The sequence below is a fragment of the Shewanella sp. MF05960 genome, assembly GCF_050849305.1.
GTDB lineage: Bacteria > Pseudomonadota > Gammaproteobacteria > Enterobacterales > Shewanellaceae > Shewanella.
Window position 1 is genome coordinate 25,455 of record NZ_JBOZPS010000004.1, and the last position, 23,345, is coordinate 48,799.

At 43.2% G+C, this 23,345-nt stretch carries 21 protein-coding genes; 8 read left to right on the plus strand and 13 right to left on the minus strand.

What is annotated here, in order from left to right:
- Nucleotide 1: 1 nt before the first annotated feature.
- Both folE and folX read right to left on the minus strand, forming a co-directional pair.
- A complete protein-coding gene (gene folE, locus ACROAE_RS04940) occupies nucleotides 2–670 on the minus strand; it encodes a GTP cyclohydrolase I FolE (RefSeq protein WP_432399885.1) in 669 nt (222 codons plus the stop codon).
- A 21-nt stretch (nucleotides 671–691) separates the two neighbouring features.
- Entirely contained in the window at nucleotides 692–1,054 is a 363-nt protein-coding gene (gene folX / locus ACROAE_RS04945; RefSeq protein ID WP_160052566.1) for a dihydroneopterin triphosphate 2'-epimerase, read from the minus strand.
- A 170-nt stretch (nucleotides 1,055–1,224) separates the two neighbouring features.
- On the opposite strand from folX, the gene ACROAE_RS04950 reads away from it, so the two are divergent.
- The 3 genes from ACROAE_RS04950 (at nucleotide 1,225) to ACROAE_RS04960 (ending at nucleotide 3,437) form a co-directional block, all read left to right on the plus strand.
- Nucleotides 1,225–1,614 (plus strand): thiol-disulfide oxidoreductase DCC family protein, encoded by a 390-nt coding sequence (locus tag ACROAE_RS04950; protein WP_432399886.1) that lies wholly within the window; start codon nucleotides 1,225–1,227, stop codon nucleotides 1,612–1,614.
- Between the two features lie 11 nt (nucleotides 1,615–1,625).
- Entirely contained in the window at nucleotides 1,626–2,486 is an 861-nt protein-coding gene (locus tag ACROAE_RS04955) for an SDR family NAD(P)-dependent oxidoreductase (RefSeq protein WP_432399887.1), read from the plus strand.
- A gap of 150 nt (nucleotides 2,487–2,636) precedes the next feature.
- A complete protein-coding gene (locus tag ACROAE_RS04960; protein ID WP_432399888.1) occupies nucleotides 2,637–3,437 on the plus strand; it encodes a 3-hydroxybutyrate dehydrogenase in 801 nt (266 codons plus the stop codon).
- A 486-nt stretch (nucleotides 3,438–3,923) separates the two neighbouring features.
- Here the strand turns inward: ACROAE_RS04960 and ACROAE_RS04965 are convergent, their stop codons facing one another.
- Together ACROAE_RS04965 and ACROAE_RS04970 are read right to left on the minus strand one after the other, a co-directional pair.
- On the minus strand, nucleotides 3,924–4,862 hold the full coding sequence (locus tag ACROAE_RS04965; RefSeq protein ID WP_432399889.1) for an alpha/beta hydrolase: 939 nt from the start codon (nucleotides 4,860–4,862) through the stop codon (nucleotides 3,924–3,926).
- Entirely contained in the window at nucleotides 4,862–6,034 is a 1,173-nt protein-coding gene (locus ACROAE_RS04970; protein WP_432399891.1) for an MFS transporter, read from the minus strand. Before ACROAE_RS04970 ends, ACROAE_RS04965 begins: the two co-directional genes overlap by 1 nt.
- A gap of 168 nt (nucleotides 6,035–6,202) precedes the next feature.
- On the opposite strand from ACROAE_RS04970, the gene ACROAE_RS04975 reads away from it, so the two are divergent.
- Nucleotides 6,203–9,706, plus strand: coding sequence for a hybrid sensor histidine kinase/response regulator (locus tag ACROAE_RS04975; RefSeq protein ID WP_432399892.1), 3,504 nt, complete (start codon nucleotides 6,203–6,205; stop codon nucleotides 9,704–9,706).
- 102 nt (nucleotides 9,707–9,808) lie between these two features.
- On the opposite strand, the gene ACROAE_RS04980 is transcribed toward ACROAE_RS04975, so the two are convergent.
- The 4 genes from ACROAE_RS04980 to mdh all read right to left on the minus strand — a co-directional run bounded on the left by ACROAE_RS04980 (nucleotide 9,809) and on the right by mdh (nucleotide 15,307).
- Nucleotides 9,809–10,486, minus strand: coding sequence for a response regulator transcription factor (locus ACROAE_RS04980; protein WP_432399895.1), 678 nt, complete (start codon nucleotides 10,484–10,486; stop codon nucleotides 9,809–9,811).
- Between the two features lie 141 nt (nucleotides 10,487–10,627).
- On the minus strand, nucleotides 10,628–12,907 hold the full coding sequence (locus ACROAE_RS04985; RefSeq protein ID WP_432399896.1) for a TonB-dependent receptor: 2,280 nt from the start codon (nucleotides 12,905–12,907) through the stop codon (nucleotides 10,628–10,630).
- A gap of 230 nt (nucleotides 12,908–13,137) precedes the next feature.
- Nucleotides 13,138–14,124 carry an extracellular catalytic domain type 1 short-chain-length polyhydroxyalkanoate depolymerase gene (locus tag ACROAE_RS04990; RefSeq protein WP_432399897.1) on the minus strand — a complete coding sequence of 329 codons (987 nt, stop codon included), beginning with the start codon at nucleotides 14,122–14,124 and terminating at the stop codon, nucleotides 13,138–13,140.
- Between the two features lie 247 nt (nucleotides 14,125–14,371).
- Entirely contained in the window at nucleotides 14,372–15,307 is a 936-nt protein-coding gene (gene mdh, locus ACROAE_RS04995) for a malate dehydrogenase (RefSeq protein WP_432399898.1), read from the minus strand.
- Nucleotides 15,308–15,793: 486 nt separating this feature from the next.
- On the opposite strand from mdh, the gene ACROAE_RS05000 reads away from it, so the two are divergent.
- Nucleotides 15,794–16,243, plus strand: a complete 450-nt coding sequence (locus tag ACROAE_RS05000) for a GNAT family N-acetyltransferase (protein ID WP_188923391.1) — start codon at nucleotides 15,794–15,796, stop codon at nucleotides 16,241–16,243.
- Between the two features lie 96 nt (nucleotides 16,244–16,339).
- Here ACROAE_RS05000 and ACROAE_RS05005 read toward each other — a convergent pair whose 3' ends face one another.
- Nucleotides 16,340–17,476: an endonuclease/exonuclease/phosphatase family protein gene (locus ACROAE_RS05005; RefSeq protein WP_432399899.1), complete on the minus strand. Its 1,137-nt coding sequence runs from the start codon at nucleotides 17,474–17,476 to the stop codon at nucleotides 16,340–16,342.
- A gap of 408 nt (nucleotides 17,477–17,884) precedes the next feature.
- Here ACROAE_RS05005 and ACROAE_RS05010 point away from each other — a divergent pair, with 408 nt between their 5' ends.
- From ACROAE_RS05010 to ACROAE_RS05020, 3 genes are read left to right on the plus strand one after another with little or no spacing between them, the layout of a single operon-like run.
- A complete protein-coding gene (locus tag ACROAE_RS05010; protein ID WP_432399900.1) occupies nucleotides 17,885–18,487 on the plus strand; it encodes a CIA30 family protein in 603 nt (200 codons plus the stop codon).
- Nucleotides 18,488–18,521: 34 nt separating this feature from the next.
- Nucleotides 18,522–19,109, plus strand: a complete 588-nt coding sequence (locus tag ACROAE_RS05015; RefSeq protein WP_432399901.1) for an HAD family hydrolase — start codon at nucleotides 18,522–18,524, stop codon at nucleotides 19,107–19,109.
- Between the two features lie 46 nt (nucleotides 19,110–19,155).
- A complete protein-coding gene (locus tag ACROAE_RS05020) occupies nucleotides 19,156–19,371 on the plus strand; it encodes a TIGR02450 family Trp-rich protein (RefSeq protein ID WP_432399902.1) in 216 nt (71 codons plus the stop codon).
- A 53-nt stretch (nucleotides 19,372–19,424) separates the two neighbouring features.
- Here ACROAE_RS05020 and ACROAE_RS05025 read toward each other — a convergent pair whose 3' ends face one another.
- The 4 genes from ACROAE_RS05025 to ACROAE_RS05040 all read right to left on the minus strand — a co-directional run bounded on the left by ACROAE_RS05025 (nucleotide 19,425) and on the right by ACROAE_RS05040 (nucleotide 23,178).
- Nucleotides 19,425–20,306, minus strand: coding sequence for a tetratricopeptide repeat protein (locus ACROAE_RS05025; protein WP_432399903.1), 882 nt, complete (start codon nucleotides 20,304–20,306; stop codon nucleotides 19,425–19,427).
- 171 nt (nucleotides 20,307–20,477) lie between these two features.
- The gene (locus ACROAE_RS05030; protein ID WP_432400131.1) at nucleotides 20,478–21,506 is read right to left on the minus strand and encodes a DUF2955 domain-containing protein; all 1,029 of its coding nucleotides are present in this window, start codon (nucleotides 21,504–21,506) and stop codon (nucleotides 20,478–20,480) included.
- A 115-nt stretch (nucleotides 21,507–21,621) separates the two neighbouring features.
- On the minus strand, nucleotides 21,622–22,680 hold the full coding sequence (locus tag ACROAE_RS05035) for an HlyD family secretion protein (RefSeq protein WP_432399904.1): 1,059 nt from the start codon (nucleotides 22,678–22,680) through the stop codon (nucleotides 21,622–21,624).
- A 33-nt stretch (nucleotides 22,681–22,713) separates the two neighbouring features.
- Complete coding sequence (locus tag ACROAE_RS05040) at nucleotides 22,714–23,178, minus strand: MarR family transcriptional regulator (RefSeq protein WP_432399905.1); 465 nt, start codon at nucleotides 23,176–23,178, stop codon at nucleotides 22,714–22,716.
- Between the last annotated feature and the right edge of the window lie 167 nt (nucleotides 23,179–23,345).

The following is a 23,345-nucleotide window of genomic DNA, read 5'->3' on the forward strand; positions in this document are numbered from 1 at the left end:
ATTATGCTAAAAATTCAGCACGACTGGCTGGGTTTGCTTTAAAGCAACCGCCAAGCGCCGTGGTTTGGGTGCTCGATGACGTGTCCATAATGCCGCGAGATTTAACACAGTAATGAGTAGCGTTAATGCTGACCGCAACATCGTCGGTTTCGAGCAAGGTTTGCAGTGCCACTAAAATTTGTTGTGTGAGGCGCTCTTGCACCTGCGGGCGTTGAGCAAAAAAGCGCACAATTCGGTTAATTTTAGATAAACCAATAATGTTGCCTTTAGGAATGTAAGCCACTTTGGCTAGGCCATCGATGGTAATAAAATGATGCTCGCAGGTACTTACCACACTGATATTGCTGATTTTAACCATCTCTTCAACACCCATTTTATTGTCAATTTGGGTGATTTTAGGGAAGTTAGCGTAATCAAGGCCTGAGAAAATCTCGTTGACGTACATTTTAGCAATACGATGCGGGGTTTCAGCTAGGCTATCGTCGCTTAAATCGAGGCCAAGTGTCGACACAACTTCTGTCATTAAGCCTTTAATACGCTGATACTTTTGCTCGCTAGTCAGGTCACTTGGAATCAATGGCGTTTCAAGGCCATGGTCAACTAACGCTTGTTGTACTTTTAATGCTTCTGCAGACAACTCGACGCGAGTTATGTCATTAATGGTGGTCATAATAACATCCTTAATAATAGGTTAGGCTTGATACTCTAAAGACAAAGAAACAGAGTCGGCAAAACGTAATGCATGCGGCTTATCAATAGTCACTCGTGCTAAGGTTACGCTTGGATGTTCACGACAAATGTCGAGCACGTCAGCCACCAGTTTTTCGAGTAATAAGAACCGACCTTCTTCTACATGCTGAATCACTTTTTTAGTGATTATCTTGTAGTTTAGGGCATCGGCGACATCATCGGTTTGGAACGATCGATCCGCTGGATAATGGATCTCTATGTTGATCACCACGTCTTGCTGTTTTTCGCGTTCGTCTTGGTTAAACCCAATAAAGGTGCGTAAACGTAAGTTGGTGACGTTAATAATAGCTTGGCTTAATGGCATTATTTAGCCCTAGTGGATTGTTTTTAATCTATACGCCAGGGTGAAATAAAAAGATCATAAATCTTAAATGCTCACGCCGATCGCTAAATGATCAATGCTAATCACAATAAAGGTAAACTAGCTTGGGATCTGGTGCGTACAATCTCAATAAAAGCGACACGAGGTGAATAATGGAACTGACAATATTTTACGATGGCACTTGCCCGCTTTGTCTTAATGAAATGCAGCAATTAAAGCGCTACGACAGCTTAAACTGCATCGGACTTGAAGATATTAACGCGGCAGATATTAATCAGCGTTTCCCTGACTTAGATGTAGAACAAGCCAATACCATATTGCATGGTTTGCAAGCGGATGGCAGTTGGCTGTATGGCTTAGACGTGACAGCTAAGGCATGGGGATTAACAGGTAAACACGGTTGGATAAAACTGCTGCGCCTGCCCGTGATTAAACCTGTGGCAGACCTCGCCTATTTGGCCTTTGCGCGTAATCGCTACCGGATATCGTATTTACTGACCGGCAAAAAACGCTGTGATAATGGCAGCTGTAACATTAAATAAGGGCAAAGCGCATGAGCGATTCAACGACAACTGAAACCATTATTGTAATTGGGGCGTCATCGCTAATTGCCCAAGCCTTTATTGAGCAAACTTGTCATCAACACGCAAAGCAACAGCAGCCAAACTTACCTGTCGCAGAGCCATTACAAATCATCACGGTTAGCCGTCAGAACAGCATTAAGTTACCTGAACTAATGGGCATTGAACTAACTGACAGTGAACTAACGGGACGTATTAACCACCAGCACTTTAGCTGTGATTATCAACAAGCCTCAATAGAACAATGTGTTAGTGATATCGCGGCGATTGCAGGTACAGTGACTCGCATAGTGATGTGTAACGGTATTTTGCACAGTAAAAACCAGCACATCAGCACAAACGAACCAGCCTTAATGCCAGAAAAACGCATTGAAGATATTGATGCACACTCGTTAGAGCAGCTGTTTTATGCCAACAGTATTGTGCCGATGTTATGGCTAAGCACCCTCACCCCATTGTTGTCGCAACCTCGTCATAAAGTAAGCGCTGAGCAAAAATGTGTTATCAGTATATTGAGTGCTCGAGTCGGCAGCATTTCAGATAATCGCCTCGGCGGTTGGTATGGCTATCGCGCCTCAAAAGCGGCATTAAACATGCTCATTAAAACCACGGCAGTGGAGTATGCTAGGCGCCTTAAACGCGTGAAACTCATTGCGTTTCACCCCGGCACCACCGACACGCCATTATCAAAACCCTTTCAAGCCAATGTGCCTCAAGGCAAACTCTTTACCCCTGCCTTTGTCGCCAACCAATTACAGCAAATTATGGATAACAGTGAACCCGATGGCGAAGCCAGCTACCTTGACTGGCAAGGCGAGTCGATTAACTGGTAAGCGCTAATGATGTTATGGCTATGGCGATGGCTATTGTTATGGCTAAGTACATGCCAAGTTGCTGATGTCATATGGTACTAAGGTGCCAATTAAATTGTGCCTAAATTGCTTTACCCTAAAAGTACTAAATTGGATTGAGGAACCGATACTATGTCGACGTTACACACGGGACTAAAAGGGAAAGTAGCACTGATTACCGGCTCAACAAGCGGTATAGGCTTGGCCACCGCACATGTACTGGCTGAACAGGGTTGTCATATTGTATTGCATGGATTGATGACCCAAGATGAAGGTACGGCATTAGCCGCTGAATTTACCTCTCAATATCAAATAAACACCTATTTTAGCAATGCCGATTTAAGAGACTCTGCCTGTATACATGAGTTTATGGATGCGGCCGTGGAGCAATTAGGCAGTATTGATATTTTAGTCAATAACGCCGGTATTCAACATACTCAAGATGTGGCCAACTTTCCGATTGAAAAGTGGAACGACATCATCGCGATTAACTTATCTTCTGCATTTCATACCATCCAAAAAGTTGTGCCAGCAATGAGCAATAAACAATGGGGGCGAATTATTAATATTGCCTCAGTACATGGTTTAGTCGGCTCAGCAAATAAGGTGGCATATTGCGCGGCAAAACACGGCATTGTGGGCTTAACCAAAGTGGTCGCCATTGAGTGTGCAGAACAAGGCATTACGGTCAATGCGATATGCCCAGGCTGGGTTGATACACCGCTTATCGGCAAACAAATTGACAACATCGCAAGCGACAAAAACCTGAGTTATGATGAGGCAAAATATCAACTTGTGACTGCTAAGCAGCCATTACCTGAAATGCTAGCGCCGAGACAGATTGGCGAGTTTGTATTGTTTCTTTGTGGCGGCGCGGCAAAAGGCATTACTGGGGCTGCATTACCAATGGATGGTGCCTGGACAGCGCAATAAGCATGGGTGAGATTGTTCTATAAATTGGTAGCGTTACATTATAACTATACATTAATAAATGTGATCTTATTACAGCGTAAGATTCTGACAATTTTTTGCGTTATTAAACAATAGTGCAACTTGAGATTAATCTGCAGGCTCAATGATTCTCCGTTCGAAGTGTCCGAAATAGAATGATAAAAATGCCGTAGGGTCATCATGGATGATGACCCAGACTCGGGGGTACATGGATGTACCATCTGAGTCGTAGGCAATTTTTATTATGCTATGAGGATCAAACACTTTGTCGGAGCTGCGGGGGAGATCCAAGAGGGGGAAGCAGTTTTCCCCTTCTTGGTCGGGTGTGGGCGAAGCGCCACGACTTTGATTTTATTAACCCATCGCCAATACGAAACAATGATCACTTAGTTATGAAGAAAGGTATTAAATGTTAGCCCTTATTCACACCGATAAGGGCTTTTTAATGCCTAAAACAATAGGCAGTGGTTAAGTCTTGGCCATAAACTCAGCGATATGTTGATAGGTTGCCATACATTCATCTTTAACGAGATCGTGCAGTAACATGTAGGCGTGGATCATGCCGTCAAGCGAATGATGCTCAACATCAACACCAGCTGCAGTTAATGCCTTAGCATAAGCTATGCCTTCATCCCGAAGTGGATCGCAGCCTGCTGTAAAGATCAGCGTTTTAGGCAATGCAGCCGACATCGGCCCCAATAAAGGTGAAGCCTGTTTAATGATATCTAAATCAGTCGATTGAAAATACTGATCGAAATACCACTTTATGCGAGTTGTTTCGAGTAAGAACCCAGTGCCATTTGTGTCTAATGATGGGCTTGTTAATGTGTAATCGACGCTAGGGTATATCAAAATTTGTTGGTCTATTTTAAGCCGCTTATCGGTTAAGCTTTTCATGCTTAAACTGGTGCAAATGGCGCCACCCGCACTGTCACCAATAATCGTGACCGAATCTTGATGCTTAACATCACCGAGTAACTCAGCGTAACGTATGAGTACCTGTTCGCAATCATCAATCCCTGCGGGATAAGGATGCTCTGGCGCCAAGCGATACTCAACCGAAATCACCACACACTGAGCAATACTGGCAAGGTGGCGGCAAATGGGGTCGTACAACTCTACGCTGCCACACATATGCCCACCACCATGAAAATGCACTAACACAGGCAAAGGTTTATCTGGCGCTGGGCTATAAATCCTGACGGGAATAATACGGTCGGGTAACGTCAACGTTTTATCTGCAATATAAGTCACCGCTGGAGAGTCGCTCATTAACCCACTTAGTTTGTTTAAGTTTTCCCGCAATATTGTTGGTGTAAATTGGATATTATTTTGCTTAGCCAGGGCAATGTTACTATTTGCCTGGGCCAGAAAATCAGCCAACTTAGCAGACACTGTGCCTCTCATTATAATGACTCCTTTGGTTTACCCGTTTCAGGTAAAAAATAACTGCCTACAAATACCGTACCGGTGAGTAAGGTAATCATCAAAAATGAGCTGGTGTAACTGCCATCATTCATATCCACTAACTTGCCAAATATCCACAGCACAATGGTCGACACCAGATAACTAATTGACCAAAACAGACTAAACACCACGGTAATTTTTTGCCCTGTCATCTGCGGTAACTCATGCGGAATAGACACTAATGCGGTTACTGGGAAAAAGATAAAAAAGCCCAATACAATCGCACATAAGATTTGCAGCCAAGGCTGCGTGCTAAACGATAATCCTAATACGGTGATAAAAATAATTAGCCCGCTTAAACGGATAATAGGTAGGCGCAGTGGATTTTTGCGGCTGTATAACATCCCCGCGATGGTGCCGACAATGCCAAAACCAATGACCCACTTACTTTGACTAATACCCGCTTGCGGATAAAAAGTGAATAGGCAGATATAAAACGACAGCAGCCCTGAATAAGTGAACGCATAGGCCCAGTTAAATTTGTCTTTTAGACCGTCCATATAACCATATTCAGTGGGTTCAGATCCTGCTGCGTGGTTAGCCGAAACGGGAGCGTCAAACTTAACCAGTAACCACACCATTGCCAGTACCAAGCTCGCGGCTGAAAACAACACTAAGCTATTTTGCCAGCTGCCCGTAAGTGAATTAATACTGGTCATGCCCCATAAAATAATTGCAGTACCGACGTTAAATGCCACCGCATTTAACCCATTAACCACCGGGCGGTCTTCTGGTACAAACCACTGCATGACAATTGGATTAAAGTACACAATCATAAAGGCTCCGCCTAAGCCCATTAAAAAGCGGCTCACCAGCAGTAATTCATAACTCGTCGCTAACGGTGTCACTATGCCGACAACAATTAATAACGCGGCTAACAAAAAGGCGTACTTGATACCAAACTTTACCGCGACATACGCAGCGCTAAACGTACCGACTATTTTAGCCAGAGTGACGGCACCACTGATAAAGCTTGCAGAGGCTAAACTCTCGATATGCATCGATGCCATGATGTTGTTCATACTGGCAGTACCGCCAACCCAAGCCATGGCAAAGAGCACATAACTCGTAAAGACTAAACCTTCGACCAGATATCTATGGGTTATTTTCATAGGCGTTATCGGTACCTTAAATGACACTAATGGAGTTAAATCATGTTATCTGATGGATATGGATAAATAAGTACTACCTTAGTGCACCGCGTTGTTAAAAATCTTTATCAAACAGGGCGTCTAGTGTAGTTTCGCAAGGATAAACAATAAAAATAATAGGGGAATAACTTGCAGGCTTGGTTATCTATTGATACTTGGTTGATCAGTTCAATTTCGATTGCTTATCTTGCCATGCTGTTTGTGGTTGCACAGTGGGGGCAAAATCGCGCCATAACAACGTTAGCCCACAAACCCTGGGTCTATAGCCTCTCACTAGGGGTTTGCTGCACATCATGGGCGTTTTATGGCACTGTTGGCCAAGCTGCTACAACGGGCGCCTGGCTTGCCCCCATTTATATTGGTTCGATCATTTGTTTGGTGCTTGCGTGGCCGATGCTAATGCGCACGCTACAAATAATCAAAAGCCAAAACCTTACTTCTATTGCCGACTTTATTGCCTGCCGCTTTGACCGCTCACCTAAAATAGCCGCCAGCGTTGCCATTGTGTCGCTACTGGGCACCATTCCTTATATCGCCTTACAGTTAAGAGCCATTAGCACCAGTTTTGATTTACTCACGGGCACGTTTCAGTCAGGCATTAGCACAGCATTTGTGGTGACCATTGTATTAATTATCTTTAGTATTTTGTTCGGCACCCGCCAGCTGTCTGCCAGTAAACATAATCAAGGCTTAGTATTGGCCATTGCGTTTAGCTCTATCGTGAAGTTATTTGCCCTGACCGCCGTGGGCATATTTGCCACTTTCTTTATATTCGATGGTTTTGGTGATTTGCTCAGCCAAGGGCAACATATTAAAGAAACCAGCCAATCAGACTCGACTTATCTTGTGGTGTCGCAGGTTATTTTGGGCGCGATTACCATCTATGCATTACCGCAACAATTTCACATGATGATGATTGAAAACAATCATGATGAAGAGCTTAAATCTGCACGTTGGATGGTGCCGTTATACCTGTTATTGATTAATATTTTTGTATTGCCGATTGCTTTAGCCGGACAGCTTAGCTTCCCTGGCGGCAGTGTTGGCGCAGATACCTATGTACTGACATTACCGCTGTTTTATCAACAAGCATGGCTCGGCATATTGGTTTATGTCGGTGGACTTGCGGCGGCAACCGCCATGGTGATTGTGGCGGCAATTGTATTAAGCACCATGATTTCGACTGAAATTTTAACCCCATTACTATTACGGCTACCCAAATTTAGCTCTCAACAAACCCCGCAATTATCAGGTATTTTATTAAATTTACGCCGTGTTTCTATCGCGGTGATTTTACTGTCGGCCTTTGCATTTGAACGCTTTATCGATCAGCAAAATCACTTAGCCAGCATTGGTTTACTCTCATTTGTGCTGTTGTCTCAATTTGCACCCGCTGCAATTGGTGCCTTGTATTGGCGAAATGCCACTACTCAAGGTGCTTTTGTGGGCTTAATTATGGGCAGCATTGTGTGGCTGTATACCTTACTGTTGCCGGTGACATTTCCTGAAGCGCATTGGGTTAAATTTGGTTTGTTTGATATTGCGTGGTTAACCCCGACAGCCTTATTTGGCTTAACCAGTCTAGATAACATCAGCCATGGGGTATTTTACAGTTTAGCGGCAAACATTGGCTGCTTTGTGATTATCTCACTGCTTAAAGAGCAAAGTGTTGGTGAGGTGTTGCAAGCCGATTTATTTGTTAATAGAAAACCGGTGCAGCCAGAAAGACATTTGTCGGTCGATGACTTAGCCAGTTTATTAAACCGTTTTATTAATAAAGATGAAGCAGATGCGCTAATTGCTGAATCTAAAAAGCGTGCGGGTAAAGAACAGCAACAACAACTTGTTGATTATACTCGTTTAAAACTATCTGGCGTACTCGGATCCGCCTCGACCAGAATGGTAATGAGCGCTGCATCACGCAGCCAACAAATGCCGTTAGAAGATGTAGTAAGTATTGTTGACGAAGCTAACCAAATTTTTGAGTTTAACCGTGAGCTGCTGCAATCTGGGGTGGAGAATATTGAACAAGGCATTAGTGTTGTCGACGCCGACATGCGTTTAGTGGCCTGGAATCAACGTTATATTGAACTGCTCGATTACCCGCAAGATTTTGTCAAAGCCGGATTGCATATTGAACAATTAATTCGCTTCAATATCGACAGAGGGATTATTGTCGGCGATGAAGCCCATGAGTTGGTGGAAAAACGTTTAGCGCATATGCGCGGTGGCAGCCCACATCATTTTCAGCGCACCATGCTTAATGGCAAAGTATTAGAGATCCGCGGTCAAGCCATGCCTGGTGGCGGCTTTGTCAGTACATTTGCTGATATTACCGCGCACATTGAAGCTGAAAAAGCATTGCAATTGGCCAATGAAACACTCGAAAAACGGGTAGAAAGCCGCACCCAAGAATTGGAAAAAGCTAAAGCTGAGGCCGAGGCTGCTAACAGTAGTAAAACCCGCTTTCTAGCCGCGGCCAGTCATGACTTAATGCAGCCCTTTAATGCCTTAACCTTATTTACCGACATGCTAAAGCAACGGGTAAAATCGACCGAGTTGCAAGATTTAGCCAGCCACATTGAAGAGTCATTAAACGTTGTTGAAAGCTTATTATCTGACCTGGTGGAAATATCACGCTTAGACAGTAAGTCGCTCAAAACCGAGCAAAGTCAATTTGCGATAGATGACTTACTGTCTACCTTAGTCAATGAGTTTAAAGCATTATCGGCTCAACAAGGTATTGATTTTAAATACCAAATATCTTCTTGTTTTGTAGAAAGCGACCAAAGACTGCTGCGCCGTATTATTCAGAATTTTTTATCTAATGCGTTTCATTACTCTCCTTCGGGCAAACGCAATCAGCAAATAACATCCCAAACCTCTTCGTCTGACAATAAAGCAAATGGGCAGACTAGCAATACCGAGTTTGTCCCAAAAGTGTTATTAGGCGTTAGGCGGCTTGAGCACGCTTTATTAATCCAAGTTTGGGACAATGGTCCAGGTATTCCGCTTGATAAACAGCAAGCGATTTTTTGTGAATTTGAACGCTTAGAGCTCACTCGTGAAATTCCGGGGTTAGGACTAGGCTTGGCGATATGCGATCGAATTGCCAAGTTGTTGGATATCACAATATCGCTGCATTCTGAAGTGGGTAAAGGCACGTGTTTTAGTGTTGAAATACCCCGTGTATTACAGCAGAAAAAGCCAATTAAAGTGACTGAAACTGCCGAAGATGACATAAGCAGTGACAGCACTAATATTACCGTACTGGTTATCGATAATGACGACCTGATGCTTAAAGCCATCTCATCTTTGCTCAGTGGCTGGGGATGTCAGGTGATTACAGCTAAAGACCAACCTAGTGCGATACAACAATTAATGACTCAACCTACACCCAAACTCATTATTGCTGACTATCATTTAGAGGACGATAAAAATGGGGTCGACCTGGTGCAATACTTACTGGCCAATCACGTTAATGACAGTAGCAAACCCACCTGTGTTATTTGCTCTGCCGACCCGTCGGAGTCTGTAAGACAACACACCAGCAGTGCCCAGTTTAGTTTTGTACGCAAACCGCTTAAGGCAATCGCCTTAAAGCGGATTATAAAACAATTAACGCCAGAGTAATTAATACCACCACGACATAAACAACCACAAAAAATGCCTCACAGGGAGGCATTTAGGCTTAGCATTGACTCGTACTAACCCGCATTCATTGCGTCTTATCAATTATGCTTGCGCCTCCACCTGCTGGTTTTCCGTTGAGGTAATCATTAATTGCTGGAACACTAATCCTGCTTGGGTGCGATTATTGATTTCTAGTTTGAGCAAAATCGCTGAGACATGTTTTTTTACTGTGGTTTCTTTAATGTTTAAGTCATACGCAATTTGCTTGTTTAACCGACCATTAGCAATGTTAGCCAGCACTGTGTATTGCTGCGGCGTGAGTTGGGCTAATTGCTTTGCCAAACGTTGATGCTCAGCGGCGGTGTGTTGATCAGCACTGATATTGGTGTGCTCGGGTAACCAAACGTCCCCCTCTAGCACTGTGTCTATTGCGGTTGATATCTGGGTTAAGTTTGCCGATTTAGGAATAAACGCACTGGCACCAAAATTGATCGCTTTACGGATAATCTCCGGTTGATCGTCAGATGACACCATGATGACTGCAATGTCAGGGAAGTGATTTTGTAATAACGTGAGGCCAGTAAAACCGTCGTTCCCCGGCATGTGTAAATCAATAAAAATAAGCTCAATATCGGGGTGTAGCTCCACTAAGGCAATTAACTCTTGAAAGTTTTCCGCCTCTAACACGTGTGCATCGTTGACACTTTTTTGCACAGCCTGGGTGAGTGCAGCACGAAATAGTGGGTGGTCATCTGCAATGGCCACTTTAATTTGAGACATCATGACTCCCTTACATTCGTTGTTATTGTTATTGTTGCTGTTATTGTTATTGGAACGATAAAAAGAATAACCGGTTCTGATGAGACCGGCTATTCTTATCTGACCTGATGTGAAGGTCTCTTTGATAAGTGACTACAACGATTAGAACGTATAGCCAACCGTTAACGAAATAGTCTCTGGGTCGCCATAGTAACCCACTAAGGTATTATCGCCGCCTAAGCCAGGGGTAAAATCACCATCGCCTGTTGGCGTGACAAAGGCGTAGTTACCCACCAAATACTCTTCATCGGTGACATTTTTCCAATGTAACCCAGCATTCCAATGACCATCATTGCTATACCAATTAACACCAAAGTTAAGCAAGCCGTAACCATCCTGGCTCAATAGGTTATCCACTACTGCTAAATCGTAATCGCTGCGGTAGTAGTAATTACCGTTAATGATAAAGCTGCCAATATCGGCTTCAATATTATAGCTAAAGCCTAGGTTGGCGGTGGTGTCTGGGGTATTAGTAATGGTGTAGGTATCGCTAATATCAATTTTAGTTCCAAGGTCATCGTAAGAGATCACTTCGTCAAAAGTAGCGTCAATTAAGCCGACATTAGCAAATAAGTTAAGTGAATCTGTCGCAGCATATTCAACCTCAAGCTCTAAGCCTGTGGCGGTTGATTTACCGATATTGCCTAAACGCTGATTAAGGTCTGAATTATCATCGCCAGGTAACACAGTGACAAACTGCCTGTCTTTATGATCAAGATAAAATGCGGTGGCATTTAAACGGAGATTATCGTTCCACTCACTTTTAAAACCAATCTCGTATGAATTCACCGTTTCAGGATCAACCGCAGGCTCTGCGCCCGTTGCTCTTGGGTTAAACGTACCTGATTTAAATCCTTGTGAGTAGCTGGTAAATACCATCAAGTCATCATTCACTTGATACTCTAGACCGATCCGTGGATTGAATTTAGACCAGGTTTCTTCGTCATCAAGCACTTTAGGTATTTGCGACTCAATTAACGCGTCATCGCGCACAAAACCAGGATACCAGCCGGTTTCAGGATAAATACTATCGAAAATAACTCCGTTATATACCGTGGCCTCTTTAGATTCACGAGTATAGCGACCGCCTAATGTCATCGACAATTTTTCGGTAAAACTGTATGAACCTTGCACGTAAGCGGCGTAGCTTTCGCTATTATTACAACCACTGACTTCGCGAGTGAGTCCACCATAAGCTTTAAAGGCTTCTTCTAAAATCGCATCGAACACGCCACAAGAATCACCGTCAAAATAGTAAATACCAGAAACTAAATTGAGGTTATCACCGACATAGTTAACTTGAAACTCTTGGCTGAATTGCTCATCTTCATAAATAGCCGGCACATCGAAAATACGTAAACTGGTATTATCAAAGTCGATGTTGGTGAGTGACTCGCCTTCACGCTTTGCGGTAACCGATTTCGCACTCCAATTCTCATTGAAATTATATTCGACCGTTGCGCTCCAGCCTTCTGTTTCAACCTTATTCCAGGTAGGCATACTGGTATAAGAGTCGTATTTACTGTCTGGCACTGGGGCATCGGTTAATAAACTAGGAAGCAGTCTATAGCCGCCTTTTGAGTTGGAGTCATCTTGGGTTTTATCGTAAGTAAAGCGCATAAACAGGTCGTCTGTAGGTGTGTACTCAACACTTAACCGCCCTGCCATTACATCTTTATTATAGTTCTCGGTATCTTGGTCATCTAATGCTGAAGTTTTAAAATCACCAAAGCCGTCACGGTTTAAACTCGCAAAGGCAAAACCAACGTAAAGTTTGTCATCAACAATGGGTAATTGACCGGCAATTTTGGCATCTTTTTGGCCATAGCTGCCCACGGTGCCTTTAAGGCTTAATTCTCCGTCACCAGACATTTTTTTAGTGACATACTTAATCGCGCCACCAATGGTATTTTTGCCGTATAACGTGCCTTGTGGCCCGCGTAACACTTCGATGCGCTGTACATCAAGAATGTCTAACACTGCGCCTTGCGGACGGGCAATATAGACATCATCAATATAAATACCGACACCAGGCTCGTAACCCCAAAGTGGATCTTCCTGGCCTACGCCGCGGATAAAGGCTGTCAGTGTAGAGTTAGTGCCTCGGCTAGACTGCAATGTGGTGTTAGGGGAAAACTGCTGAATTTCTGTCATCACGCTGATGCCATTTTCGGCTAACTCTGTGGCACTCACCGATGTCACGGCCACAGGCACATTTTGCAAACTCTCTACAGTTTTACGCGCGGTCACTTCAATGCGCTCTAATACAGGTTGTTTGTCGCTGCTGTTATTTTCATTTTCTGCGGCTATCGCATGCTGCGCGGTTAACACTGACGAAATGGCTAAGGCAATGCAGCTCATTTTAATCGTATTCTGTTTCATACAGGTCCCCGTTGTAATAGTTATTATTAATGGTTTTACTTACTGCAAATTTTGATTAACAACTCACTTTTGCTTTTTGATTTATTGACGACTCTTTATTCACATATTGACTGTATCGTATTTTCAAGCTTATTGAATCGGTACTATAGTAGTATGCGTTTTGCCTGTTCTCGCTAAACAAATACAACAAAAACACATTCAAAAACATATCGTTATATTTTTCCTGTAAATTAAAGCCCCCAAAGCTTAATCACTTCATTAACGCTGCTAATCGGCGCTTTAAGCAAAAAGTCACTTTGTTCACCGCCATGTTTTATGTCTGGATTTACGGCAATGCCGTGACCAAAATTGTTAATGGTAACGAGTTCGATAGACGCATTGTTTTGATCATCTTTCCAACGTGAAATACTGTAACCAGATTCATTTGTCACCGTCGGCTTAGCATTAGATTGAGTTAACACTTGCCATTGAGATGCGAGCATTTTTGCATTGTTCGTACTGACAACATTGTCACTGTCACCTGTCCAGATACTTAATGAAGGCCAACGGGTTTGCGTAGGATGTATAGCTTTGGCAAATTGGGCTAATTCTTCAACTGACTGCGCAGGCCCTTGTTTCATACAAGAGATGGCTTTGATCAAATTGTCGGCACAGGGATACGGCAAGCCAGCGATGACCGCACCGCTTTGAAACAGATTGGGGTAATTGACCATTGCAGCGCTCGCCATGGCGCCGCCCGCTGATAACCCGATGACATAAACATGCTTTGCACCTAGCTTTTCTTGAGTGGTGACTATCATGTTTTTTATCGATAACATTTCACCACTGTCTATTTGCGTATCTTGACTTGCAAACCAGTTGAAACAACCCTTTACGTTATTGTCATAGCTTTGTTGCGGCACTAAAACCGCAAACTGATTCGCTATCGCTAATGATGTTAGGCCGCTTTTTTTGGCCAACTCAACACCGTCTTGAATACAACCATGCAGTAACACCACTAAAGATAAATCCCCTGCAAGAGAAGCGTTTGAGCCTTGCGTCACAGGAAGATAAAAGCTTGTCAGCGCACCTGGATTATCACCAAAATCAGTGAGCGGGATATAAGGCGTGTCGGTTGCTTGAGCAGACTGGATTGAAAGAAAACAACCCAGTAAAAGCAGCGGCATAATTAAGCTGTATTTTTTATTGATCATTTCAGCGGTTTCCAAATTTAACATATTAGTAACTTGCAGAATTTTGCGCCAAACAGCAATGGCACTTTAGATCCACATGAAAAATAATGTCGGTATGTTGATGAAAGGTAGGGCAATAAGCGTGAGGCTTGAAGGATTGTGACTGTAGATAAAGTGAATGATGAAATAAGAGTAAATCGACAGACTAGCTATTCGGTGCTAGGTGCTAGGCATTTTAAGCAAAAAAAACGCGAAGCCATTAGCTTCGCGTTTTAGAGCATCGATTTGTTAATTACTTAACAAATTCAACGCCTAATTTGATGTCACCTTTAAGAGTGTCTAACATTGCATCGCGAGCGTTAGCTTCAAATGCGCTGATTTCACCATAAGGTAATACTTTTTCTACGCCGTTTTTGCCAAGTAGAATTGGCTGAGCGAAGAATGTAGCGTGCTCACTACCGCCGTCAACATAGGCACATTCAACCACGTTGGCTTCGCCTTGTAGACCACGTACCAATGATAAACCAAAGCGACATGCTGCTTGGCCCATTGATAATGTTGCGCTACCGCCACCGGCTTTAGCTTCAACAACTTCAGTACCCGCGTTTTGAATGCGAGTTGTCATTGCGGCAACTTCTTCATCAGTGAAAGTCACACCTTCAACCTGAGAAAGTAGTGGCAGAATAGTCACACCGCTGTGGCCGCCGATAACGTTAACTTTAACGTCAGCAACGTTTAAGCCTTTAAGCTCAGCGATGAAGGTTTCGCTACGGATAACGTCAAGTGTTGTGATACCGAACAAACGGTTTTTGTCGTACACACCAGCATTTTTCAATACTTCAGCAGCAATCGCTACCGTGGTGTTAACTGGGTTAGTAATAATACCTACTAATGCTTTAGGGCAAGTTACAGCCACTTTTTCCATTAGGTTACGTACGATACCCGCGTTGATGTTGAATAGATCTGAACGATCCATACCAGGCTTACGCGCTACACCAGCAGACATTAACACGACGTCTGCGCCAACTAATGCAGCCGTTGGATCTTCACCAGCAAAACCTTTTACTTCTACGTCTGTTGGGATGTGACTTAAGTCAACCGCAACACCAGGAGTAACAGGAGCGATGTCATATAGAGACAACTTTGAGCCCGCAGGCAGTTGAGTTTTTAACAGTAAAGCTAGAGCCTGGCCGATACCACCAGCAGCACCTAATACAGCAACTTTCATAATTATCTCCATCAATTTATGCAGTTTGTGACATTGATCTAAATTGTCGTGGCGTCACATTACTGCATAGTCACAATAATTTCAATTATACGTTAGTGGACAGTGATAAATAAGTGAGCGCTAATAAGGTTTAAGCTGAAATTTGTGCATGAATTATGCTCAACGTCATCCTCATTATGGAGCGAAATCCCTTATCAATATCACTACTTTTGTTGGCAACTGCCAGTCATTTTATATGTATAAATATGCACCACCTGTTCGATTTACCCTGCTAACAAAGGCACGGTAAGCCATTGTTGTCAGCGCCATGTTTACTTACCGACGCAATCACCCCCCGTTAACGCGCATGTTATACCGTGTGTTTGGTCATACACTCTTACTAAGCGGTGTCATTTTGGCGTACACTAAAGCTGCCGCGGGCGAATAAATAAAAAACTCAATAGCCACAGCGGCATTCCTCAATATCCAATTACTGACGAGAATTTCATGATAATAAGAGCTGGCCAACACGCCGATTTACACGCCTTAGTTAATTTTAATCAAGCCATGGCAATGGAAACCGAAAACCTTACTCTTGATGCCGACAAACTCACTCAAGGAGTTGAAGGTTTGCTAACTCATCCTGAACGGGGTGTTTATTTAGTCGCTGAAGTAGATGGCGAAATTGTCGGTTCGCTGATGGTGACTTACGAGTGGAGCGATTGGCGCGCCAGTAATTATTACTGGATCCAAAGTGTGTATGTTCGTCCGCAAAACCGTCGCCAGGGTATTTATGGCAAGCTCTACCAGGCAGTTAAAGACTTTGCCGCAGCCAATGGTGGCACAGCCAGCTTCAGATTATATGTTGAACATGACAACGCCGTTGCTCAAAAAACCTATGAGTCTCTGGGCATGCAGCAAAGTCATTATTTGATGTATGAAGAAAATACCAAGTAAAACGGTTGAAATATCTACCTAACCACCCGCAAAGTCAGCACTTAGCCGGTGGTTATATTGTGTACCGAACCCGCTCTCAGGTTACCTAAATTGAATTTAAGTTCTGACGCTAAAGCGCATCATCACTGGTGCGTGGTCGGTACTGTCACTGTCGCGCTCATAATCTGGGCGAACCAGATGTCTGTCGAAGGTTTGATAATCAATGATATGGGCTAAATTTTGCTGTTGAGTCGGGTTAAACTCGCTTGAGACTAAAATGTAATCAAGTACCGATCCTGTATTGCCATAATAGTGCGTAGCTTGCCTTACAGCATGTGGTTCGTCATCAAGCAATGATGCTGATTCAAACTCATCTTGCGCCAAAGTGGCATTGCATTTAGTTGCCGCAATAAACAACTCATAACTGTCGAACAAACTGCTTTGATGTAATTCTGCCATTAATGAGGTTTCACCAAGCTTGGCTAATTGCGGGTCTTCAATGTCACTGCGAAACACCCGCAGTTGATTATTAAATGCCGCTAACAGCTCGCTGCCTAAGGTGTCATTAAAGTCGCCCATTAACAGAAACGGTTGCTGGGCTTGTTGGCGCCTCATGAGCATTTGATGGCATAACAATGCTGACTCACTGCCGCGCTGTAAACTTGAGGCCCAACGTCCAAGCACCTGGCGTGCAACAAAGTCTGGTCCGCCTTGTAAACCGCTCTCGCTAATATCATCACGGCTTACGCCACTGCGTTTTGACTTAAGGTGAATAACATAACAATCGCACGGCCCAAATACCGGTAATTGAATGGTGGCTCGTAAAGGTTTGCGGCTAAAAGCAAAGGTATCGGCTAAACCTAATTGAGCAATCCATTGCGGATCTGGGCTGACATTAACTGAATCCACAATCGGGTATTTTGATGCGATAGCCACTACTGGGCTGCGATAAACATAATCGCTGATCACTTCTGGCTCATCTAAGGCCACAAAGTACTCATAGCCTAATGATTGAGTCAGTTTAGCTAAGGCATCTGGGCTAAATACTTCTTGAAAACCGATAATATCTGGCTGACTTTGATTAATAAAATCACTTAACCAGGCACACTTTTTTTGCCATTGTTTATCACTGTAAATATTTTCAAAATCATAAAACGCATAAGGCGGTTCAATAAAGTTAAATAAGTTAATACTCACCACATTAAAGCTAAGCTCAGATGCAGTAGGCGATGATGCGTCGTTTACGTTTAACATATGTTAATCCTAATAAAACCTCTTGCTAGGATACTGATTTGCGAGTGAGAACACCATGAGTAACAATACTCGATTTAGCTTATTAAGCGCTTATCGCGGCCTTGTAGATTTTAATCTAAAATAAATTGAACCGAATCCAAATCGCCGACGTAAAACTTACCAATGAATGAATTAAGCATTCTTGATTAATCAATAGCGATTAACCAATAGCGATTAACCAATAGCGATTAACCACCAGTGATTAATCAATAGGACATTCGTTGCCATTAAATCTGACCCGATTTAACCCTATGTATGAAAGAGTCAACAACCTCCGTAAGACCCTTTGGCTTATCCCTCACCCTGATAAGCCATTTTTTTACGGCGAAATTTGCCCAACCAAAACCAAACAATACTGATAGGGGATCAATGATGTTAGCCTTTAACACTGATAAACTACTTAAATACAGCTTCATCAACTGCGTGATTGTCGCGGCATTATTAATGAACCCAGCTTACAGTGCGAGTGAGGATAATATGTTATTTCGTTTTGCAGATGAGGATCATTTTGAAGGTTGGCAGATCAATAATGACACCGTGATGGGCGGCGTATCACAAAGCCAAATCAAGCAGAATCAACAGCAAGGCCTGTTGTTTACCGGCAATGTATCGTTAGACAATAACGGTGGATTTGCATCGACAGAGTCGCGTTTTACCCATCAAATATCTGCCGCATCAACACTCACCATTGCGGTTAAAGGTGACGGTAAGGTTTATCAGTTGCGTTTAAAAACGCCTCAACTGTCTTATGGTGAAGCGTACGTGGCTAACTTTACCACTCAAGAAAATACCGTTACTGAGCACACTTTTACCGCCGCAGATTTTACTGTCAGCTTTAGAGGACGGGTTGTAAGCAACGCGCCGGAATTAAACTTGCTAGACATCGAGCGGATTGGGTTTCTCGTGGCACAAAAACAGCAAGGACCATTTGCAATTGAGTTACATTCTATTGCGTTTGAAAATAAACAATAATCACCCACGTATCGCTGAATTTAAAGGCTAAACATTGAAATTACCTGTGCAAATTAAAGGCATCATTTTCGACTTAGACGGCACTCTTGTTGAGTCGAGTTTAGACTTTGAGTTAATTCGCCAACAAATCGGCTGCCCAGAGGGTATCGACCTGCTCAAGTATGTCGACGACCTAAGCTGTCAAACCAGCCAGGCTCGCGCCAATAACATTATCATTGAACACGAATACCAAGATGCCATAACCGCTAAGCCCATCAAAGGCATGGCCGAATTAATTAGTGCCATTGAAGCAGCAAAAATGCCTACAGCAATTGTCACCCGCAACAGTCTTGCCGCCAGCACAATGAAAGTAAAACAAAATGCTATCGCCATTGATCATGTGCTAACTCGTGAAGACTACCCCGCAAAACCGGCTCCAGATGCACTATTAGCAATTGCAAACCAATGGCAAATTGCCCCTAAGCACATTATGTATGTCGGCGACTATTTATATGACATTCAAGCCGCCAATAATGCCGGAATGATAGCCTGTTTAATTACCCATGGTGTTGAAAGCCGCTATCAAGATCTTGCAGATATTGTGATTGAAGAGCTCAATCAACTACTACCTTTCATCCAGTAATCTGGCGCTATTATCTTAGTCTGTTACATTTGAATGTGAGAATCCCATGAATCCAATTCACCCTAAAAAGTTACTCCACAGCAAATGGACCAAAGTTGAGGTAGTTAATAAACTCAAACATTTTAGCGTAATAAAAGTGGAATATGACGAACAACAAAATGTCATTGAATGCATTATTCGCGCAGAAATGAACGCCGCTGAATTTGCTATCGAATGGCGCGATTTAAAAGACCCGCTGCAGTGGAAAATAGGCTGGCAATAAAAAAGTGACTCGCTATAAGTCACTTTTTATTGCCAGGCTATACTAGGGCCTGTTTATCTAATTATAAATATCGATTCAGTCCTAAATGAAATCGTCTCTAGGCCCCAATCAGCGAGCATTGCATCACCGATACGTAAACTATCGCCTTCGCTACTACAGCCCCACATTTTAGCGCATGTTTGTCCTGGAATATTTGAACCTGTACCTTTTGATGTATCTGGGATCATGTGATTTAACTGGGCAATATGATCGCCAAACATCCCTTCAAAAGTATCCATTTTAACATCAAGGGTTTCCATTTCACCCTCAGGGAAGATGACTGCGGCAGTTTGCTCTCCGGAGACGTTTTGCTCTTGCTTCAAGGTCACAACATCTTTGGAAACTAATCCATATAACGCAGTCAGTGGTAAATCTTTAGTGCTCTCATGTGAATAGAGTGTCTGACCATAATGTCTTGCAGCATAATTATTTTCTTCATAGGCACGAGTCAGGTATTTATCAGCTTTTGCCATATCTTCATTAACCATGCCGCCGCCTAAATACATCTTGCCAAGTAAGTACGACGATTGGGAATGGCCCATTTTTGAGGTGTACTCTAAAAACTCGATGCCTTCATCAACATCCTTTAAATGGGTATCTTGTAAATACAACACTCCAGCTTTGTATTTAGCATCTAATACGTACTTACCTGCACGTCGATACCACTTTAACGCCATGTCTAAATCTTTATTTGTGCCATAACCGGCATAATAAAATTCACCTAACATTGCCATTGCAGATGAGTGACCTCGTTTAGTTAAAATACGATAAGCTTTAAAGTATTCAACACATTCTGATGTTTGGCACTCTGGTAATTGGCTTGCTTCACTTTTTGTTGGAGCAAAAATCAAAAAACTGGCCAAGAGGCTAAAAATAATTGTTTTATGTTGCATCATGCTAATTCCTTTTAATGAATGTTTTTATACTATTAGCGCTGTAGCTTAACTTGTCTATAGTAAGAATGGATTAAAAAACAAACAGAACAAAAGACTGTTTAACATATATTCAACATGATGCGAGTGTGGCTAGGGGCTGCAGATAAATATGCGATAGTAATTATTTTTCAATCACACGCCAAATCGTGTTGCTTCAAAACGATTTAATAGTCGATGTATCAGATAACACAGTAATAATGTGGCGACGATGGCGACTAAAATGCTGCTTATACGGTATAAGGCACTAAAAACAAGATCATTATTTGGCGTAAGGTACTGGCCAAATAATATGCCTAAGGTGGTCATGGCGCCAAAGCCGACTCCTGAGCCGCTGGCCTCTTTAACGTGCACCTGGCTAAATAACATCAAACCTATCCACAAAAGTGGCACGACAAAAAGTAGCATGCCAGACCAATCATAAAGCAATGCCTGGCCGACTAAGCCAAAAATTACGCCAAATAAGGTCCCTATCGCACGCTTTCTGGCATAGCCCAGTGCCCCATTCCAATGCATGGGAAATAACAGTAATAACGTGGTGGCTTGGGCTGACATTGAATCTTGTAAATTAAACATCTGAAACACAATAAATGACGCGGTAGCGATAGAGGCGCCCAATAATGCTTCGTGGCGCATACGATTCGGCGCTTTTACCACACTGGCCATTGGCGGCCTTGGTGCAACGTCTGGCCATAATGCTGTCATCGCATAGGCGATAATCACCGAGGCGAGTGTCGCCCAAAAGTTGCTGAAAATGAGGTTGTTGATGTCCATGCCCGGATAACTGGCAAAATGCAGCATAATGCTTAAGCTAATCACGCCATTGGCACCGAACAAAAATAAACTGCCACGTGACATGGCGGCAAACCGATACAAAAACAATAAAAAAACGATGGGTAACATAACCCCAGGATGACCGCCAAATAAGCCACCGAGAATACCGACTTCAAGCCCAGCCATAACCGACGAAGCCAACAGTTGTCGCATGGCATGAGCGTTCATCACCGGAACTAATCCAAGTAATAACATCGGCGTGACGGTAAAAAACACACCATAATTTAGGTCGAATAATTTGCAAATCGCAAACCCCAGTGTAGCACCAGTAGCAATACGCAAACATTGGCGTAAATCATTGGTAGTTAACGGACTATGACGTAATAACATCTGCATACCTTCAAGATACGTCACGGCAGGCCCTAGGCTTGCCGCGACTTTAGTGGCGCAATAAGGCGAGTAACAACATCGATATTTTGATCGGGATTAATAACTTGGCTCGGGATTAATATATATAGTGCAGCACGCTAATCAGCTTAATTTGTACTTTGGCTAAAAAACCTAGCACCGCATTATTAGGGACTAATTGCACAGTGGCGCGGGCACCGGCGGGTAAGGTATTAACCACTTGATGATCGAGAGCTAAATGCAAACGTAAACGCTGAGCATCACGCACCCAGCGCGCCGACGCCTCTGGCGTGGCTAAACGCCCATTCGCATCAAACTGCCCTGCACTCACTCCAGCATCGACATTGCTGACTTTGGCTTGATATAAACGCCCTGGTTGACCGTCAAAAGTAATATAAGCGGTAGATTGAGACTCTATTCCTCTTAAGCTTTTTTCTCTAAAGTCGGCAATAATATCCACTTTTTCAGATACCACGGCGAGTAATGGCTGACCAACTGTGGCAAAACTGCCGACTTCTAGTTGTAGATTAGTGACCACCCCATTTTGATCGGCGCGCACCTGGGTGTATGACAGATTTAACTCAGCCTGAGCGAGACGATTTTGAGCTTGGCGCATTTTTAGATTCTCTGCACCATCACGCCCACGACTTACCACCAATTGACTTAGACGCGCATTGGCTGCCATTAAGTTAGCTTCTGCTGTTGAGGCGTCACTTTGTGCTTGATCGGCTAATTGCTGCGACACACCACGGCTTGCATAAAGTGCATCAAGCCGTTTTGCCTCACTGCGTTTTTGCTGGGCACTACTTTGCTTAGCGTTAACATCGGCTTGAGCAGCTAATATCTCAGCATCGAGCTCAGCATTGTCTTGTTTGGCTTGCTCTAAGGCTAAATTGGCTTGCTCAACAGCCAGTTCATATGGCGCGGAGTCGATACTAAATAACACATCACCTTTAGCGACCACTTGATTGTTTGCCACGGCTATCGAGGCAATTTTACCGCTGACTTGCGGGGTGACTTTGGTCACCATACGAGTTGCCATTGCCTGTGGGGTCATTGGCATCATGGCGTCGGCAAACATAAAATAGCCAAACACTGATACAAACAGAAATATGGATATTTTAACGAGTCGTGCAAATTGTTGATCTGGGGTCATATACTTTCTCATTACTCACTTTTGCCTATGCAGCTACGCAGAGGTTTTATCTAATGTTGCCAGCGCATTCGCACTGATTTGACTGATAGTGCGTTCAAACTCGTTGAGTTGTTGCTGGCTAATGCCTGCTAATAAATTACGTCGCACTAACATGATTTTACTTTCCATCTGCTTAAGCATCTCAATCCCATCTGGGGTTAAGCTGACAATGCGTGCCCGTTTATCTTTTTCGCAGCAACGACGCTGCACATAGCCCTGCTCTTCTAATTGATTAAGGGTGCGCATTAATGATGGCAATTCAATTTCCAACGCATCTGCAAGCACCTTTTGACTGACGTTGTCGCCTAAGCGCAATAGCTTCCATAATGCGGTCCAGCGCGGATGAGTGAGACCTAGCGGGATTAATTCAGCATCCGCAGCCGTTCGCCATAAACGGTGCAATCGACCTAAATTTTCAGCAAGAGACAATTCTTTTAATCTTTCTAATTCTGGGGACATGAGATGCACTTATTTAGTTAGCGTGCTAAGCATTATAGCTAGTTAGCATGCTAAGTAAATAGCTTTATCGAATAAGATAAACCGCGTTGTAATAACAGAGTAAGCTTAATAGTGATGTCATTTAGACATTTAAATGTCTAAATGACGCATTTGGATACGGTGATTTA